Below are 16,208 nucleotides of genomic sequence, written 5' to 3' on the forward strand. Positions count from 1 at the left end.
GGCATTGTCATTTGGTAACGCGTTTTATCAAATATGGCATTTATCTGCGGAAATGTTCGTTTTCACCGCTAAGGACGACGTTTCATACCGCCTGCCGAACCGTGTCGCTGCCAAACAATTTTATAGGTCAGTGTTGTGCGTGTAGCAACTTCGCTCGGTCTCGCCTCCGGGCTGCCATGTGAGAGGGGATCTTATGGCTCGACTGCACGTAATGGAACGCAGCCACGCTCAGGCCGTCATGGACGACCTGCACGATGCGCTCGGACGCCGTCTGGCGGTGAGTTCGCTCGCCCCGTGTCCCGTTGAGTTTACGGCAGCGCTCGTTAACCTGTGCTCCACCCAGAGCTGCGGCAAGTGCACACCCTGCCGTGTGGGCCTGAGCGCGCTGAGCGACCTGCTCGCCGATGTGCTCGAAGGGCGCGCCGATGAGTCCACGCTCAACCTGATTGAGCGCACGGCCCGCACCATCTACCTTTCGAGCGACTGCGCCATCGGCTACGAAGCCGGCGCCATGGCACTCACGGCCATTCGCGGCTTCCGCGACGATTTTGAGCATCACATCCGCGAGCACTCCTGCGGCTTTGACCGCGAGGCCCGCGTCCCGTGCGTTTCGGGCTGCCCGGCGCACGTCGACATTCCCGGGTACATTTCGCTGGTCGAGGCCGGCCGCTATGCCGACGCCGTCAAGGTCATCCGCAAGAACAATCCGCTGCCGCTCGTCTGCGGCCTGGTGTGCGAGCATCCCTGCGAGATGCACTGCCGCCGTGGCATGGTCGACGACCCCATGAACATCCTCGCCCTCAAGCGTTTTGCCGTCGAGCACAGTGACCTCAACGACCACAAGCCGCATGTAGTGGACAACACCGGCAAGCGCGTCGCCGTGATCGGCGGCGGCCCGGCCGGCCTTTCCTGCGCCTACTACCTGGCCGTGATGGGCCATAAGGTGACCATCTTTGAGCAGCGCCACCACCTGGGCGGCATGCTGCGCTATGGCATCCCCAGCTATCGTCTGCCGCGCGAGCGCCTGCAGGCCGAGATCGACTGGATCTTGAGCGCCGGCATCGACGTTGAGCTCGATCACTCCGTCAACGGCGAGGAACTTGCCCGCCTGCGCGACGAGTTCGATGCCGTCTACCTGGCCATTGGCGCCCACAGCGATAAGAAGCTCGGCCTTCCGGGCGAGGAAGCGCTCGGCGTGGAGTCGGCCGTCAAGATGCTGCGCGCCATCGGCGACGACGAGCTGCCCGACCTGAGCGGCCAGCGCGTGTGCGTCATCGGCGGCGGCAACGTGGCCATGGACGTGGCGCGCTCCGCCGTGCGCTGCCGTGCCGAAAAGGTGAGCATCGTCTACCGCCGTCGCATCTGCGACATGACGGCCCAGGACGCCGAGATCGCCGGCGCCCAGGCCGAGGGCTGCGAGGTGCTGGAGTTGACCGCCCCGCTCGCTATCGAGACGGGCGAGGAAGGTCGCGTGAGTGGCCTGCGCGTGCAGCCGCAGATTATCGGCGAGCCCCGTCGTGGGCGTCCGGCCCCGCGTGCCGCCGCCACGCCCGAGCGCGTCATTCCCTGCGAGCGCGTGTTTGTGGCCATTGGCCAGGACATCGATTCCAGGCCGTTTGAGGACATGGGCATCGCTTGTAAGTGGGGCTGCGTGGTCACCGATTCGGATGGCGCCGTGCCCAACTTCGATGGCCTCTTTAGCGGCGGTGACTGCCAGACCGGTCCCGCCACCGTCATCCGTGCCATCAACGCCGGCCGCGTGGCTTCGGCAAATATCGACCGCTACCTGGGCTTTGACCACAAGATCAAGCTCGAGGTCGAGCTGCCGACCGTCCAGTTTAAGGGCAAGCATGAGTGCGGCCGCTGCGAGCTGGGCGAGCGCGAGGCCGGCGAGCGTATTCACGATTGGGATCTGGTCGAGCAGGGTCTCACCGAGCAGGAGGCGCGCCAGGAGGCGAGCCGCTGCCTGCGTTGCGATCACTTTGGCTTTGGCGCGTTCCGCGGAGGGAGGAACCTGGAATGGTAGAGCCCAACAACACCACCGTCAGCGACAACACCGAAAACGGAGCGCATAACATGGTCAAGCTCACTATCGATAATTGCGAGGTCGTGGTTCCCGAGCACACCACGATCCTGGATGCGGCCAAGTCCGTCAGCATCCAGATTCCCACCCTGTGCTACCTGCGCGATCTAAACGAGATCGGCGGCTGCCGCGTATGCGTGGTCGAGGTTGAGGGCTGCGACCAGCTGGTTGCCGCCTGCAACAACTACGTGCTCGACGGCATGGTGGTCCACACCAACAGCCCCAAGGCCCGCGAGGCGCGTCGCACCAACGTGCAGCTGCTGCTGTCCCAGCACGACTCGCGCTGTACGAGCTGCGTGCGCAGTGGTAACTGCAACCTGCAGACCATCGCCAACGACCTGGGTATCTTCTATCTGCCGTACGAGCAGCACCTGGCGCGCGAGGGCTGGGACTTCGATTTCCCCATCATCCGCGATAACGACAAGTGCATCAAATGCATGCGCTGCATCAAGGTGTGCGAGAGCGTGCAGGGCTTAGGGATTTGGGACCTGACCAACCGCGCCACGCATACCGCCGTGGGCACCCGCGGGCGTGCGCCGATCGGCAAGACCGATTGCGTCGCGTGCGGTCAGTGCATCACGCATTGCCCGACGGGCGCCCTGCGCGAGCGTGACGATACCGAGACCGTGTTCGACGCCATCGCCGATCCCGACAAGATCGTACTGGTGCAGATTGCGCCGGCCGTGCGTAGCGCCTGGGGCGAGGAGCTCGGCATTCCGCGCGAGGAGGCCACCGTTGAGCGCCTGGCTTGCGCCCTGCGCCGCGTTGGCTTTGAGTACGTGTTCGACACCGATTTCTCGGCCGACCTCACCATTATGGAGGAGGGCTCCGAACTGCTCGAGCGCCTAGGGAAGGCCGTCAAGGGCGAGGGCGACACCCACGGCTGGCCCATGTTCACGAGCTGCTGCCCGGGCTGGGTACGCTTTGTGAAGGCACGTTACCCCGAGTTTGTCGACAGCCTGTCCACGTCAAAGTCGCCGCAGCAGATGTTCGGCGCCATCGCCAAGACCTACTACGCCAAGGTGCTGGGCGTGGAGCCCGAGCGTCTGTTCGTGGTGTCCGTTATGCCGTGCACGGCCAAGAAGGCCGAGCGTGCGCTGCCGAGCATGATGGGCGAGGGCGGCGCGCCCGACGTGGACGTTGCACTGACGGTGCGCGAGATGGTGCGCATGATCCGCGCGAGCCACGTGAGCGTGGACACGCTTACCGAGGAGCCGCTTGATACGCCGCTGGGCTTTGGCACGGGCGCGGGTGTGATCTTTGGCGCCACGGGCGGCGTGATGGAGGCCGCCGTGCGCTCGGCCTATTACCTGGTGACGGGCAAGAACCCCGACGCCGACTTCTTCACCGACGTGCGCGGTCTGGACGGCTGGAAGGAAGCAGTGGCCGATATCGAGGGCACCAGGGTGCGCGTCGCCGTGGCGCACGGACTGGGCAATGCCGCCCGCCTGCTCGACGCAATTCGCGACGGTCGTGTGAGCTATGACTTTGTCGAGGTCATGGCGTGCCCCGGCGGCTGCGTCGGTGGTGGCGGTCAGCCCATCCACGACGGTTGCGAGCTGGCTGCCGAGCGTGGCCAGGTGCTCTGGGGCCTCGATGCGAACGCCGAGATTCGCTTCTCGCACGAGAATCCCGATGTCCAGGCGTGCTATCGCGAGTTCTTGGGCGAGCCGCTCTCGCCGCTGGCCGAGGACCTGCTGCATACCGACCATCACGCCTGGTCGATGCCCAATGAGGGGGCGTGCTAGCGATGCGCGCTTTTGATGTTGAGATGTCGCGCCGGGGGTTTGCCTCGGTGCTCGCCGCGGGCGCGTTGTCGCTCGCGCTGGCTGGTTGTGGTGGCGGGTCTGCCGGGACCGGGTCTGCTGCGGGCTCGGCTGCCACGGACGGCGCCGGTGCTGCTGCGGAGCCGGTCGAGGTGCACGTCGCCTCGCTCAAGGGACCGACCTCGATTGGCCTGGTGCAGTTTATGGACCAGGCGGCCGACGATGCCACGGATAACGAGTTCGACTTTGCGATCAGCGCCGCGGCCGACGAGATCGTGCCCAAGATGATTCAGGGCGATGTCGACATTGCCCTGGTGCCCGCCAACGTGGCGAGCGTGCTCTACAACAAGACCGAGGGCGCGGTGCAGGTCATCGACATCAACACGCTGGGCGTGCTGAACGTGGTGACGGGTAACGCGGACGTTACTTCGTTTGGTGATCTGGCGGGTCGTACCGTCTACATGACGGGCAAAGGCACCACGCCGGAGTACGTCATGAACTACCTGCTGGAGCGCGCGGGCCTGACCAGACAGGTGACGCTCGAGTTTAAGAGCGAGCCCACCGAGGTGCTGTCGGCCCTGCTTGCCGACCCGTCCGCCGTGGGCGTGCTGCCGGAGCCGTTCAAGACAGCTGCCATCGCAAAGAGCGAAGGCAAGCTGTCGGCTCCGGTAAGCCTGACCGATGCGTGGGATGAGCTGGCGGGTGACACGGGTTCGCGCTTGCTGACGGGTGTGACCGTGGTGCGCCGTTCCTTTGCCGAGGAGCATCCCGACGCCGTGGCGGAATTCTTGCGCTGCCATGAGGCGAGCGTGAAAGCCGTCAATGCGGCGCCGGCAGATTGGGCTCAGGCCGTGGTCGATGCGGGCATCGTGGATAACGCCACGATTGCCGAAAAGGCGATTCCCGGGTGCATGCTCGTGTGCCAGACGGGGAAGGATATGAAGGCGGCGCTCGGTGGGTACCTGCAGGTGCTGGCCGATGCGGACGCGAGCGCCGTGGGCGGCAAGCTCCCGGCTGACGATTTCTACTACATGGAGTAGCCCGTGCGTGCGTTTGCTCGACAAATGACAGAGCGTATGAAGGCGGTGGCGGCAGCAGGTGCCGTCGCCGCCTTTTGGCTTGCCGTGTGGGTGCTGGTGGCGGCGTTGGTAGCGCAGCCGCTGATCTTGCCGGGGCCGGGTGCTGTTGCCTTGGCGCTGCTGCGCCTGGTGTGCGATGGCGGTACCTGGGCGATTTTGGCGGGCTCGGGCGCGCGAATATTGGGCGGGCTGGCGCTTGCCGCGGTGTGCGGCGGCGTGCTGGTGGGAGTCTCGGTGCGGTCGCGTGCGTTTGCGCACCTGGTGGCTCCGGCACTGTCGTTTGTAAAGGCGACGCCGGTTGCCTGCGTGGTGGTCCTGCTGCTCATTTGGTTGGGGTCGGCACGTGTGAGCATCGCGGCGGTCTTTTTGATGGCGCTGCCGGGCGTATATTTCTCGCTGGTCGAGGGTTTGACGCAGGTTGATCAGTCACTGGAGCAGATGTTTCGTCTGCATGGAGTGCGGGGCTGGCGACTGTTTTGCGCTCACACCTGGCGCGAAGTCCTGCCGTTTGTGCTTTCGTGCGCCCGCGCCGTGATCGGCATGAGTTGGAAGGCCGGTGTGGCGGCGGAGCTCATCGGCATGGCGACGGGCACCGTGGGTGAGCGCATCTATCAGGCAAAGCTTTTGATTGAGACGGCAGATCTGCTGGCGTGGACCGTGTTGGTCGTGGCGGCATCGTGGGCATGTGAGCGCGTGCTAGTGTGGCTGCTGCGGGTTTCGGGGCCCGTGGCGTGGCATGTTGCCGTGCGGGCGCATGGGCATGGATTGCGTGGGCGTGCGGGGGCTGCGAGCGATGGCACTTCAGCGGAGCTTGCGCTTGCCGTGGGCGATCGCGCGCCCTGGGCGCCGGCGCTGGATGGTCTGGTGCTCAACGTGCCCGCGGGTGGGCGTATCTGTGTGATGGGCGCTTCGGGCATGGGCAAGTCGACGCTGCTTTCGTTGGCAGCGGGGGAGTGCGCGCCGTGCTCGATGGTGTTTCAGGATGCACGCTTGGTCGAGTCCGCCGCGGCGCTGGATAACGTGCTAGTGTGCGCCGATGCACGCGTGGACGCCTCGAGTGCTGCGGCCCTGTTGCGCCTGCTGGTGCCGGGGGTCGATGTACATGCTCGCGTGGCCGAGCTTTCGGGCGGGCAGCGCCGTCGCGTCGAGATCGCTCGAGCCCTGCTGTGCCCGGGCGGCGCGGTGATTCTTGACGAGCCCTTTACCGGTTTAGATACCGCTGCGCGCGACGCATGCGCCGAGGTCGTGCTCGACTTGCTCGACGGCCGTATGCTGCTGCTTGCCTCGCACGATGTCGCCGACGCTCAGGCCCTCGATATCTCGGACATCATCACGCTCTAAATACTAACTCAGCAACAAAATGATTCGTTTTCCTCCGCTCCCATGGGGTCGGGTGTGCTATTCTATCTGCGGGGTAATACTTTGGAATACCAAGTAATACCAACGCAGCAGAAACAAACTCCGGATGCGGGCCAATCGGGTTGCCTTCACAGCCCGTCGCCCAGCCGCGTGGCCCGCATCTATCCGCACCACCGTCGTTTCAAAAAGGAAGCGCCATGGCAGAACACATGACCCCGGTTGTCGCGAAGGTCTTGCCCGAGGAAAAGGCGGCCTTCGCGGCGGCAACCCAGCTCGTGGGCACCACGCCGTCCAACGCCATCCGCATGTTTATCGCCGCGTTCAATCGCTGCGGCACCTTCCCGTTCGACATTTCACCCAACGGGGCTTTTGGCGCTGCGCCCGATTCTTATCAATAAGTGATCCGTTTTCCTCCGTCCCCATGGAATCAGCTCTCTGCCGAGTTGTGGTAGAACTAGGGAACGGTTTTGAGGAGGTTGGCATGCTCAATGCGATAGCGTGGGCGCTTGCCTGTTTTGGCGTTGTCGCTGCCGATATAGCCCTGAGCGTGGTTCTGTTTTCTGTTCTCGATGCCGTGTCGGCGCTGACGGGCTATCCGATCGACAATCTCGATATCCAATGGTTCCAGGCCGCCGCTCAGACGGCGTCGTTTTTGATGGCGCTGCTGTGGTGGCGTTATCTGTGGCCGCGCTCGTTTATGGCGCGCCGGCAAGGCGAGCACCCGCTCGGTGGGGGAGCAGGCGCGGCATGGAAGCGCATCGTCTGCGTTGTCGTGATCGGCCTGTCCATGCAGGTGGTCATTAGCTACCTATGCGACGGCGTGCTGTCGCTGCTGCCCGAGGTCGCGGCAGACTATAGCGAGCTCGTCGAGGAAACAGGCATGGGCGACACGAGCTATCTGGCCGTTCTGACCACGGTGATTGGCGCGCCATTTTGCGAAGAGCTCCTGGTGCGCGGCATCATCTTTGAGTTCTCACTGCGTGCGTTTAATCCACAGTGCCATCCGCTCTGGAAACGTCGGCGCCGCGTGAACGCGCAAGACGGCGCCATAGCGCCCTGGGAGGCCCCGAGTGCCTGGGGCGTCGCCGCGGCAATCGTACTGCAGGCGGCGGTCTTCGGCTTTATGCACATGAACTGGGTGCAGGGCTGCTATGCGGGCGCTGCCGGTCTCATTTTTGGTTGGGTGCTCGTGACCACTGGAAAGCTCCGCTACACGATCCTGCTGCACTTTGCCTTTAATGCCGGGTCGTATCTCATGGGGCTGCTGTGGTTTGTGAACACACCGCTCGACGTGGCGGTCACGGTTGCCATCGCCGGCTTTGTGCTGGTAGAGGCGATGCGCTCGCTGCTCCGGTCGTGCATTTCTGAGCCATGTGAAACTGATCGACCTGATTATCAATGACTTTAATTAGACCGATGCGTCCTGAACGCACCTGGCGTTTCGCCGAATGCTTCTTTAAATTTTGAGTAAAAGAACGACATGTTGGAGATGCCGACTTTTCGGGCTACATACTGCACGCTGCGCTCGGTGTTATTGAGAAGATATGCCGCCTCTGTGAGCTGCTGGTTGAGCTTGATTTGCGAAAACGTTTTGCCGGTTTTTTGCTTGATCAAGCTGCTGAGATAGCTGGTGCTATAACCCGTATCGCTCGCAATGCTTTCGAGTGTGCAGTCGCCGTAGCTTCGCTCAATATGATTCAGAATCGACACGATGCGTTCGTCCGACATGATCGCCTGGTTATCAGTTGCGGAGCGTCGGTACAGTCCTCGAATGAGAACAAGGAATAGGCTGACGGCGAGGTGCCTCATGAGTTCATTGGAATAGGCATCTTTAAAGTGATATTCGATAAAGAGCATCTCGATGAGGCGTCGCGCATGTCGGGCGTATTCCTCTGGAAGAATGAGATATTTTCGGGCCTCGCGGTTTTTGGACACAAAATCAAATAGAAGATTCGTTAATGGTGACGCGCCGGGTAGCTGGCTCAGGAACAACGAATCGAACATTTCTTTTTTGAAGACGATCGAAATGACGATATCATGCTCGCCCTTAACGTATGGAACGCTTCTGACTACGCCGGTGTTGCAAATGAGCACGTCGCCCTTTTTAAGGAGTAGTCGCCGTTCGTTGACGATAAACGTGCAGACGCCGTCGTACACGTAGTTAAGCTCCATATCCCGATTGATATGAGGAGGAATATCGGTAAAGCGCGACTCCTTGATAAGGCCCACGGGGTTTTCGTCGAGAGTTTCTTTCCAATCAAACAGATAGACCTCTTCGCCGTTAATGGTTGTGGTTTCCACCCTGTTATATCGCGGGCTGAGCTCTCCCGGATGTGTGCGATGCCACTCTTCGGTCTCGGTATGCGTATAGAGCAGCTGTTTGAGATTCGAATCCATGGGGTGCTCCAGCGGTGAACGGTAGAATCGATACCTTGAACGGTATTATATCTAAAAAAATGTTATAAAGCCATGCTTTCTATGCGATATCTTATGCATCTTGTTCTTCCTAGTATTGGGTTATCCGCTGGAGCATCCGATCAAGGAGGGCAAATGGGTAAGTTAAAACATGGGTTTGACTCCGACTTTTTATGGGGCGGAGCCATATCGTGCTCGCAGGCCGATGGCGCCTGGAATGAGGGCGGAAAGGGAAAGTCGACGCAGGATTGTCGATGGCTGGATGGTACCTGGACTCATGACCAGATTGAGGACAAGCATCAAAACAACCCATTCTGCCATGACGAGCTAATGAACGCTCTCGCAGATGATGGCGTTGAGTTCTACCCGTTTAGGCGTGGCAACGACTTCTATCATCACTATCGTGAGGACATCGCGCTTTTTGCGGAGATGGGCCTCAAGCTGTTCCGCACCTCTATTTGCTGGAGCCGAATCTATCCTAACGGAGATGACCTTGAGCCTAACCGCGAAGGCATCGAGTGGTATCGAAGCATGCTGGGTGAGTGCAAAAAGCACGGCATTAAGACCTTCGTCACCATGCTCCACTATGACATCCCGGTAAATCTTGTCACCACATATGGGGGATGGAAGAATCGCAAGACGATTGACTTCTTCGCCCGCTATGTCGAGACAATCGTTACGGAATTGGGCGATCTGGTCGATTTCTGGCTGCCTTTTAACGAGTTCAATGCAGCGCGTTTTTCGCCTTGGGACGGGGTCTGTCTGGTCAAAGACGAAGAGGGGGAGAACTTCGATCGAGCCATCTTCCAGTGCCTGCACCATGAGTTCGTTGCCAATGCGCGTGCCGTCGAGATTGTCCATCGTCTTTCACCCGATACTCCCGTTGGCGGCATGATCGCTCGATTCTGTACGTATCCCGCCACCTGCCGTCCCGAAGATAACATGCAGGCTATTCACGACGACCAGTATTCCAACTGGTTCTATACGGACGTGATGGCTCGCGGAAAATACCCCGCTTATATGAATCGCTATTTCGATGCGTGCGATATCGAGATTCAAATGGAACCGGGCGATGAAGAGCTCATCGCTCGCAACACGGTCGACTTCCTGGCCTTCTCGTACTACTTTTCCCAGGTATCCACCTGCGATCAGGGATGGGAGAAGACTGCGGGCAATCTGGTCATGGCAAACAAGAACCCTTATCTCGAGACGAGTGAGTGGGGCTGGCAGCTCGATCCCATTGGCCTGAGGGTTACCCTTAACCAGATGTATGACCGCTATGGGCTGCCTCTGTATATCGCCGAGAACGGCCTCGGTACATCTGACGTGGTCGAGGAGGATGGCAGCATCCACGACGAGTATCGAATCGATTATTTGCGCCAGCACATAAAGTGCCTTAAAGAGGCGGTGATCGATGGCGTTGACGTGCGCGGATATATGATCTGGGGATTCATTGACCTTGTTGCCTGCGGTCCTCTTACGATGGACAAGCGCTACGGGCTTATCTATGTCGATCTGGATAATTGCGGCCACGGCACTGCGAAGCGCTTGCGTAAAGACTCTTTCTATTGGTACCAGAAATGCATCGCCACCAATGGCGAAGACCTTGGGTAGGAGTGATTGTTATGGCAGACAAGAAGGAACTGGCCGCTCGTGTCCTCGAGCTCGTGGGCGGCGCCGATAACGTTGTTATGGCAACGCACTGCATTACAAGGCTGAGGTTCAACCTGAAGGACGATAGCAAGGCAGACCTGGAGGCCCTTAAGACGCTTGACGGCGCCTTGGGCGCGCAGGTTAAAGACGGGCAGTGGCAGGTTATCATCGGCACCAGCGTGGGGTCGGTATATGACGAATTGGAGCCCATGCTTGGCGACAGGATGGGTGGCGAGGTCTCCGCCGACGCCGAGCAGCCTGAGCTCCAAAAAGGTTCGGCTCGCGTATTCGATATCATCACCGGCATCTTCTCCGCTATCATTCCCGCACTGGTGGCGGGAGGCATCGTAAAGGGCATCCTGGCTGCTATCGCGGCTTTTGGAATCGACACGGGTGCCGGCGACTTTGCGATATTCAATATGATTTCGGATATCCCGTTCTACTTCTTGCCGTTTTTGCTGGCAATGTCTACAGCTGATAAGTTCCGAGTCAACCGTTCGCTTGCGCTTTGTGTTGCCGGATCGCTGATGTACCCGACTATTGTCAACGCTGTCGGTACGGGCGAGACGCCTCTTGCGTTGTTCGGTTTTACGGTGCCGATTTTTAGCTACGCCGATTCCGTGTTCCCGGTCATCTTTGGCGTCATTGGCTTGTCTTTTGTATATCGCGCAATCGACAAAGTCGTGCCGGATCTCTTTAAGCTCGTTGTCGTTCCGGCGCTCTCCCTTGCTATCGTGATTCCGGTCAACCTGTTTGTGCTCGCCCCGATTGGTGCCTGGTGCGGTCTTGGTCTTGCCAACGGTATCGTTTGGCTATTCTCGACGTTAGGTCCCGTTGCCGGTTTTCTGCTGGGCTTCTTTATGCCGCTTATCGTGCTCTTTGGCATGCACCAGTCGACGAGCCCCATCCAGATTTCCAATATCGCAACGCTGGGGTATGACTATCTGCTCCCGATCTCTTTCTGCCATAACCTCGCCGAAAGCGGTGCGTCTTTTGGTGCAGCTCTGCGCATGACCGACGAAAAGCTCAAGTCCGCTGCAATGACGTGCGCCTTCTCAGCATTTATGGGAATTTCCGAGCCCGCCTTGTTTACCGTTCAGGTTCCTAACAGGACTCCGCTTATCGCTGCGATGATTGCGGATGGCATTGGCGGCGCGCTCACCGTTGTTCTGGGCGCTAAGTGCTTCGGCTTTGTTATGCCTGGCATTACCTCGTTGCCCGTTTATGCCGATCCAAGCGGTAATCCCATGAACCTGATCATGATTGTCGTCTGCATCGCTTTGACTTGGGTTATCTCTGCGGCGCTCTCGTTTGCGCTCTATGGTCGTTTCGACAAAAAGTAACAACGTCTTGAGATAGACAATATTAATCGGCCGCTCGCCGGGGAATCGTTCTGCGACGCCCCGGCGAGCGGCATTTTATTGGTGGGGCGTGTCGTGTCGCCAACGGCGGCATGCCGCCTCGCCGCCCTAGTTGCGACGCCCGCCTCCGTTGGCACCCTGACGCCCCTGAGCTGCACGGTTGCGCCCGGCAGTGTTTTGCGCGCGCGACATGCCGCTGTGCCCCTTGCTGCCTTTAGGCCCCTTGCCGGCGGCGCCACCATGTGGCTTGCCGCCCTTCTTGCCGGTGCCATGCCCACCGCCAGCAGATGTCTCGCCCGGGCGTGGCGGCACGGGGCGAATCAGGCAATGCTTGGTGTAGCCGATCAGGTCGCGACGGCCAGCCTTTTCCAGCGCCTCGCGTACCAGCTTGTAGTTCTCGGGCTTGCGATACTGGATGAGCGCGCGTTGCATGGCCTTCTCGTGCGGGTCGCGCGCCACATAGATCGGTTTCATGGTGCGCGGGTCCACGCCGGTGTAGTACATGCACGTCGACATGGTGGACGGGGTGGGGTAGAAGTCCTGCACCTGTTCGGGCATGTAGCCCATGTCGCGCACGGCTTCGGCAAGGTCCACGGCTTCCTTCATGGTCGAGCCGGGGTGGCTCGAGATTAGATACGGCACCACGTACTGCTTGAGTCCGTATTCGCGGTTCAAGCGTTCAAATTTACGGCAGAACGCGTCGTAGACGGCGCGGCTCGGTTTGCCCATCACGGACAGCACCGCGTCGCTCACGTGCTCGGGTGCTACGCGCAGCTGGCCCGAGACGTGATGCTCCAGCAGCTCGCGCAAAAACTCGTCCGAGGCGTCGGCCATGGTGTAGTCAAAGCGTATGCCGCTGCGGACGAAGACCTTCTTGACGCCCGGCAGCTGGCGCAGATCGCGCAGCAGCTGCGTGTAGCCGCTCTCGTCGACCACCATGTTCTTGCACACACTCGGCCACAGACAGCGCTTGTTCTTGCACACGCCGTGCTTGAGCTGCTTGTCGCAGGCCGGACGGCTAAAGTTGGCCGTCGGTCCACCCACGTCGTTGATGTAGCCCTTAAACTCGGGATCGCGCGTGAGCAGCTCGGCCTCGCGCATGATCGAGTCGTGGCTGCGCATCTGCAGTACGCGGCCCTGGTGGAAGGTGAGGGCGCAAAACGAGCACTCGCCAAAACAGCCGCGGTTGGAGCTAATGGAAAATTTGATTTCGGCAAAGGCCGGCACGCCGCCCGTTGCGTCGTAGTCGGGATGCCAATCGCGTGCGTAGGGGAGTTCGGCAACCTCGTCCATCTCGTCTATGGTGAGTGTTGCCGATGGCGGGTTCTGCACCACATAGACGCTGTTGGGGTAGGGCTCTACCAGACGATGCCCGGTGATGGGGTCCATGTTCTGCTGCTGCACATTAAAGCTGCGCGCGTAGTTGAGCTTGTCGGCGGTAAGGTCGTCCCAGCTGGGCAGCAGGTCGTAGTCGTAGACCTCGTCGAGCGAACCCGTGCGGTAGACGGTACCGTTGATGTAGGTGATCTGATCGACAGGCAGTCCGGCATCGAGCGCGTCGGCGATCTCGACGATCGCATGCTCGCCCATGCCGTAGATGAGGATGTCGGCGCCCGAGTCGAGCAGTACCGAGCGCTTGAGCTTGTCCTGCCAGTAGTCGTAGTGGGCCAGGCGGCGCAGGCTTGCCTCGATGCCGCCGATGATGATGGGAGCGTCCTTGAACGTCTGGCGGATGAGGTTGCCGTAGACCGTGACGGCACGATTGGGGCGGTGCCCCTCCTCGCCACCGGGGGTATAGGCGTCGGTATGGCGGCGGTGCTTGGTCACCGAATAGTGGTTGACCATGGAGTCCATGTTGCCGGCGCTGACGAGAAAGCCCAGGCGCGGCTCGCCGAGCACGGTGATGCTGGCGGGGTCGGTCCAGTCGGGCTGGCAGATGATACCCACCTTGTAACCGTGCGCGTCGAGCACGCGGCTGATGATGGCCATGCCAAAGCTCGGATGGTCCACGTAGGCATCGCCGCAGATATAGACGAAGTCGCACTGGTCCCAGCCACGCGCATCCATGTCGGCGCGGCTGACGGGGAGGAACTTGTCGCGGCCCGGACGCCAGGGGCGTGAGGGCGCTGCTGAGGCATGCGTGGGTCGCGAGCCCTGCGCCTTGCCGCCGCGCTTTTGCTGCTGGCCCTGTTTGCCCTGCTGTCCGCGTTGGCTGTTCTGAGCGTGCTGAGGCTTTTTTGCCACGATCCCTCCCGGTGTTTGTATGCTGCACGTAATTGTAACCAGTCTTTTTGGGACGGGGCTAAAAAGACTGGTGGAGTACACGAGGTCTCGGGTGTCGGTGCCGCGCCCGCCGTTTGTTTCCAGACTGTGTATCTGCGCGTTGGAGAACCCGTCTCGAGCACACGCCATGTTGTCAATGGGTTACAGTATGAACGGCGGCTATGTCTCCGCCAACGCACGAGAGAGTCGTCAACAAGGAGGATGCACGACGATGCAGCGTGCCAAACAGATATCGGAATCTATTGAGCTGGGCATCATCTTGGCGCTCGCCGGTGGCTTTATGGATGTGTATTCGTACATTGGGCGCGACCATGTTTTCGCCAACGCGCAGACGGGCAACATCCTGCTCGTGGGCGTGAGCATCTCGGAGGGCAACTGGGCGCTGGCGGGGCGCTACTTCTTCCCTGTGGTGTCGTTTGCCGTGGGCATTATGCTTGCCGACCTGGTTCACGAGCGGTTTGGCAGTGTGATTCACTGGCGCCAGGTGACGGTGTTCTTTGAAGCCGTCATCTTGCTGGGCGTGAGCTTTATCCCGGGCGGCGATTTCAATCTGCTTGCCAACTGCCTTACCTCATTTGCCTGCGGTATGCAGGTCGAGAGCTTCCGCAAGATCCACGGTCACGGCATCGCCACGACCATGTGCATCGGTAACCTGCGCAATGCGCTGCAAAACGTGGATGATTACATCATCACCCACAAGCGCGGCTTTTTGGAAAACGGCGTGCTGTACTTTGGCGTGATCTTTACCTTTGTGTTTGGCGCCGTGCTGGGCAACTGGTGTATTGAGCGCATGGGCCTGCACGCCATCGTCGTGGCGAGCGTGCTGCTGTTTGTCGCGTTTGCCATCATGTTCATCGACCGCGAGCGCGACCTGCGTTTTCGCTGGAAGCTTGCGGCCGAGGCTTGGAAAGAGGGCTGTCGAAAGTAACCGAATGCGGCAAAGGGACAGCCCCTTTGCCGCAATATTTTTCATCTCTATGTAGTACAGCTTCAGGAGCCAGAAAAAAACTATCTAGCTCCTGAATGTTGTTACGAACTGCTTTTTGCAATTTATTCGAGATGCTCTTCAATCCGAGCCCTCAGAAGGGCAATGGCTGTGGGTATTCCAATTGCGGCGGCTAATTCGGCTTTATCCAAAACCTGTATGTTAAAGCACGATTGTTTATCACATTGAAGGACGTTAACTGAAGATAGCTTCACTTCCCGTTGACTGAATATATCGTAATCTCCAAATAGGAAGTTACCTTTTATTGTGTAATTCGGTATGTTCGTTACGCACTTCATCTCAAGTCTGTTTAGGCCATAATCGAACACCGCGACTTCCTTGTGTTCGATGATGAGCGCAACCCTGGGCATGTTACTAAAACCACCGTCGACGACAGTAAAGAGCTTTTCATTTGCATCGTCATAAACGGTGTATTTAAGACTCAATAGCTGTCCTAGTGGACCCGTGAACCCATGTCTTTTGATGTTGAGGTTGTCTCCCGCTGGGTTGACGAGAGCCAGAGCATGCGGATAAGGGTTACCTTCAATTGAGATTCGATATTCGTTTGTAGCCGTCTTGCTCGATTTAGGACCAGTAGCCATCACGCGTCATCGCCTCGATCGAATTGGAACCGTCTTCTGCTTCGTGCGGAGAATTACGCTGTACGTTGCAGTACATGCAGCTGCAATAACCGCATGGGCAATTTCTAACAAAATGAATGACACTATTTGCTGCATGCATATTAATTACTATAAAGTATCCTTTTATAAACGTATTGTCAAACATATATTGCTAAAACAGAAACAATTTATACCTTGATTATCGACTTTATCCGAACACCTCCCACATTCATCCGTACATGTACGGATGAATGTGGGAACCCGATACCCTGAGGGCCGGATCGGCCGGCCCCGGGAGATCGGAGGACGGCATGTCCGGAAAGAAGAAAAGGGGCTCCGCAAGGGCGGTCCCGAGGGCCTACGGAAGGCTCACGAGGCACGAGCGGGACACGGTCCAGAGGATGCTGGAGCGCAGGGCGTCGTGCAGGGAGATCGCGAGGGAGCTGGGCAGGTCGCCCTCGACGGTGAGCGCCGAGGTGGCGTCGCACAGGTTCGTGACGGCGCCGAAGGCCAGGCGCGGCGAGCGCGTGGACGCCTCCGCCGACCTGTCGGCGGCCTGCCCGCGCCTGGCCGCGTGGCCGCGCTGCTGCAACGGGTGCGGGCG

13 protein-coding genes are annotated in these 16,208 nt (G+C 59.7%); 10 read left to right on the top strand and 3 right to left on the bottom strand.

Annotated features, from left to right (window positions below; all coding sequences use genetic code 11):
• Window positions 1-193: 193 nt before the first annotated feature.
• The 6 genes from GT571_RS07270 (at window position 194) to GT571_RS07295 (ending at window position 7,689) form a co-directional block, all read left to right on the top strand.
• The gene (locus tag GT571_RS07270) at window positions 194-2,026 is read left to right on the top strand and encodes an NAD(P)-binding protein (RefSeq protein WP_161156351.1); all 1,833 of its coding nucleotides are present in this window, start codon (window positions 194-196) and stop codon (window positions 2,024-2,026) included.
• Window positions 2,020-3,831 (top strand): NADH-dependent [FeFe] hydrogenase, group A6, encoded by a 1,812-nt coding sequence (locus GT571_RS07275; protein ID WP_240136166.1) that lies wholly within the window; start codon window positions 2,020-2,022, stop codon window positions 3,829-3,831. The genes GT571_RS07270 and GT571_RS07275 overlap by 7 nt, the downstream gene beginning before the upstream one ends.
• A 2-nt stretch (window positions 3,832-3,833) precedes the next feature.
• Complete coding sequence (locus GT571_RS07280) at window positions 3,834-4,889, top strand: ABC transporter substrate-binding protein (RefSeq protein WP_161156353.1); 1,056 nt, start codon at window positions 3,834-3,836, stop codon at window positions 4,887-4,889.
• A 3-nt stretch (window positions 4,890-4,892) separates the two neighbouring features.
• Window positions 4,893-6,269, top strand: a complete 1,377-nt coding sequence (locus GT571_RS07285; protein WP_204987212.1) for an ATP-binding cassette domain-containing protein — start codon at window positions 4,893-4,895, stop codon at window positions 6,267-6,269.
• 215 nt (window positions 6,270-6,484) lie between these two features.
• Window positions 6,485-6,685: a type II toxin-antitoxin system RelB/DinJ family antitoxin gene (locus tag GT571_RS07290; protein WP_161156357.1), complete on the top strand. Its 201-nt coding sequence runs from the start codon at window positions 6,485-6,487 to the stop codon at window positions 6,683-6,685.
• Between the two features lie 83 nt (window positions 6,686-6,768).
• The gene (locus GT571_RS07295; RefSeq protein ID WP_161156360.1) at window positions 6,769-7,689 is read left to right on the top strand and encodes a CPBP family intramembrane glutamic endopeptidase; all 921 of its coding nucleotides are present in this window, start codon (window positions 6,769-6,771) and stop codon (window positions 7,687-7,689) included.
• Between the two features lie 2 nt (window positions 7,690-7,691).
• Here the strand turns inward: GT571_RS07295 and GT571_RS07300 are convergent, their stop codons facing one another.
• Window positions 7,692-8,684 carry a helix-turn-helix transcriptional regulator gene (locus tag GT571_RS07300; protein ID WP_161156362.1) on the bottom strand — a complete coding sequence of 331 codons (993 nt, stop codon included), beginning with the start codon at window positions 8,682-8,684 and terminating at the stop codon, window positions 7,692-7,694.
• 153 nt (window positions 8,685-8,837) lie between these two features.
• Between GT571_RS07300 and GT571_RS07305 the strand changes: the two genes are divergently transcribed.
• Together GT571_RS07305 and GT571_RS07310 are read left to right on the top strand one after the other, a co-directional pair.
• Window positions 8,838-10,316 (top strand): family 1 glycosylhydrolase, encoded by a 1,479-nt coding sequence (locus GT571_RS07305; RefSeq protein ID WP_161156364.1) that lies wholly within the window; start codon window positions 8,838-8,840, stop codon window positions 10,314-10,316.
• Window positions 10,317-10,327: 11 nt separating this feature from the next.
• Window positions 10,328-11,698, top strand: coding sequence for a PTS transporter subunit EIIC (locus GT571_RS07310; protein WP_161156365.1), 1,371 nt, complete (start codon window positions 10,328-10,330; stop codon window positions 11,696-11,698).
• Between the two features lie 126 nt (window positions 11,699-11,824).
• Here GT571_RS07310 and GT571_RS07315 read toward each other — a convergent pair whose 3' ends face one another.
• The gene (locus GT571_RS07315) at window positions 11,825-13,960 is read right to left on the bottom strand and encodes a YgiQ family radical SAM protein (RefSeq protein WP_253057562.1); all 2,136 of its coding nucleotides are present in this window, start codon (window positions 13,958-13,960) and stop codon (window positions 11,825-11,827) included.
• A gap of 250 nt (window positions 13,961-14,210) precedes the next feature.
• Here GT571_RS07315 and GT571_RS07320 point away from each other — a divergent pair, with 250 nt between their 5' ends.
• A complete protein-coding gene (locus GT571_RS07320) occupies window positions 14,211-14,927 on the top strand; it encodes a YoaK family protein (RefSeq protein WP_161156369.1) in 717 nt (238 codons plus the stop codon).
• Window positions 14,928-15,049: 122 nt separating this feature from the next.
• On the opposite strand, the gene GT571_RS07325 is transcribed toward GT571_RS07320, so the two are convergent.
• A complete protein-coding gene (locus tag GT571_RS07325) occupies window positions 15,050-15,586 on the bottom strand; it encodes an LURP-one-related/scramblase family protein (protein ID WP_117639794.1) in 537 nt (178 codons plus the stop codon).
• Between the two features lie 419 nt (window positions 15,587-16,005).
• Here GT571_RS07325 and GT571_RS07330 point away from each other — a divergent pair.
• Window positions 16,006-16,208: helix-turn-helix domain-containing protein (locus GT571_RS07330; protein ID WP_240140100.1), on the top strand; the 203-nt coding region annotated here is incomplete at its 3' end.

The organism is Collinsella aerofaciens, assembly GCF_009876115.1.
GTDB lineage: Bacteria > Actinomycetota > Coriobacteriia > Coriobacteriales > Coriobacteriaceae > Collinsella > Collinsella aerofaciens_N.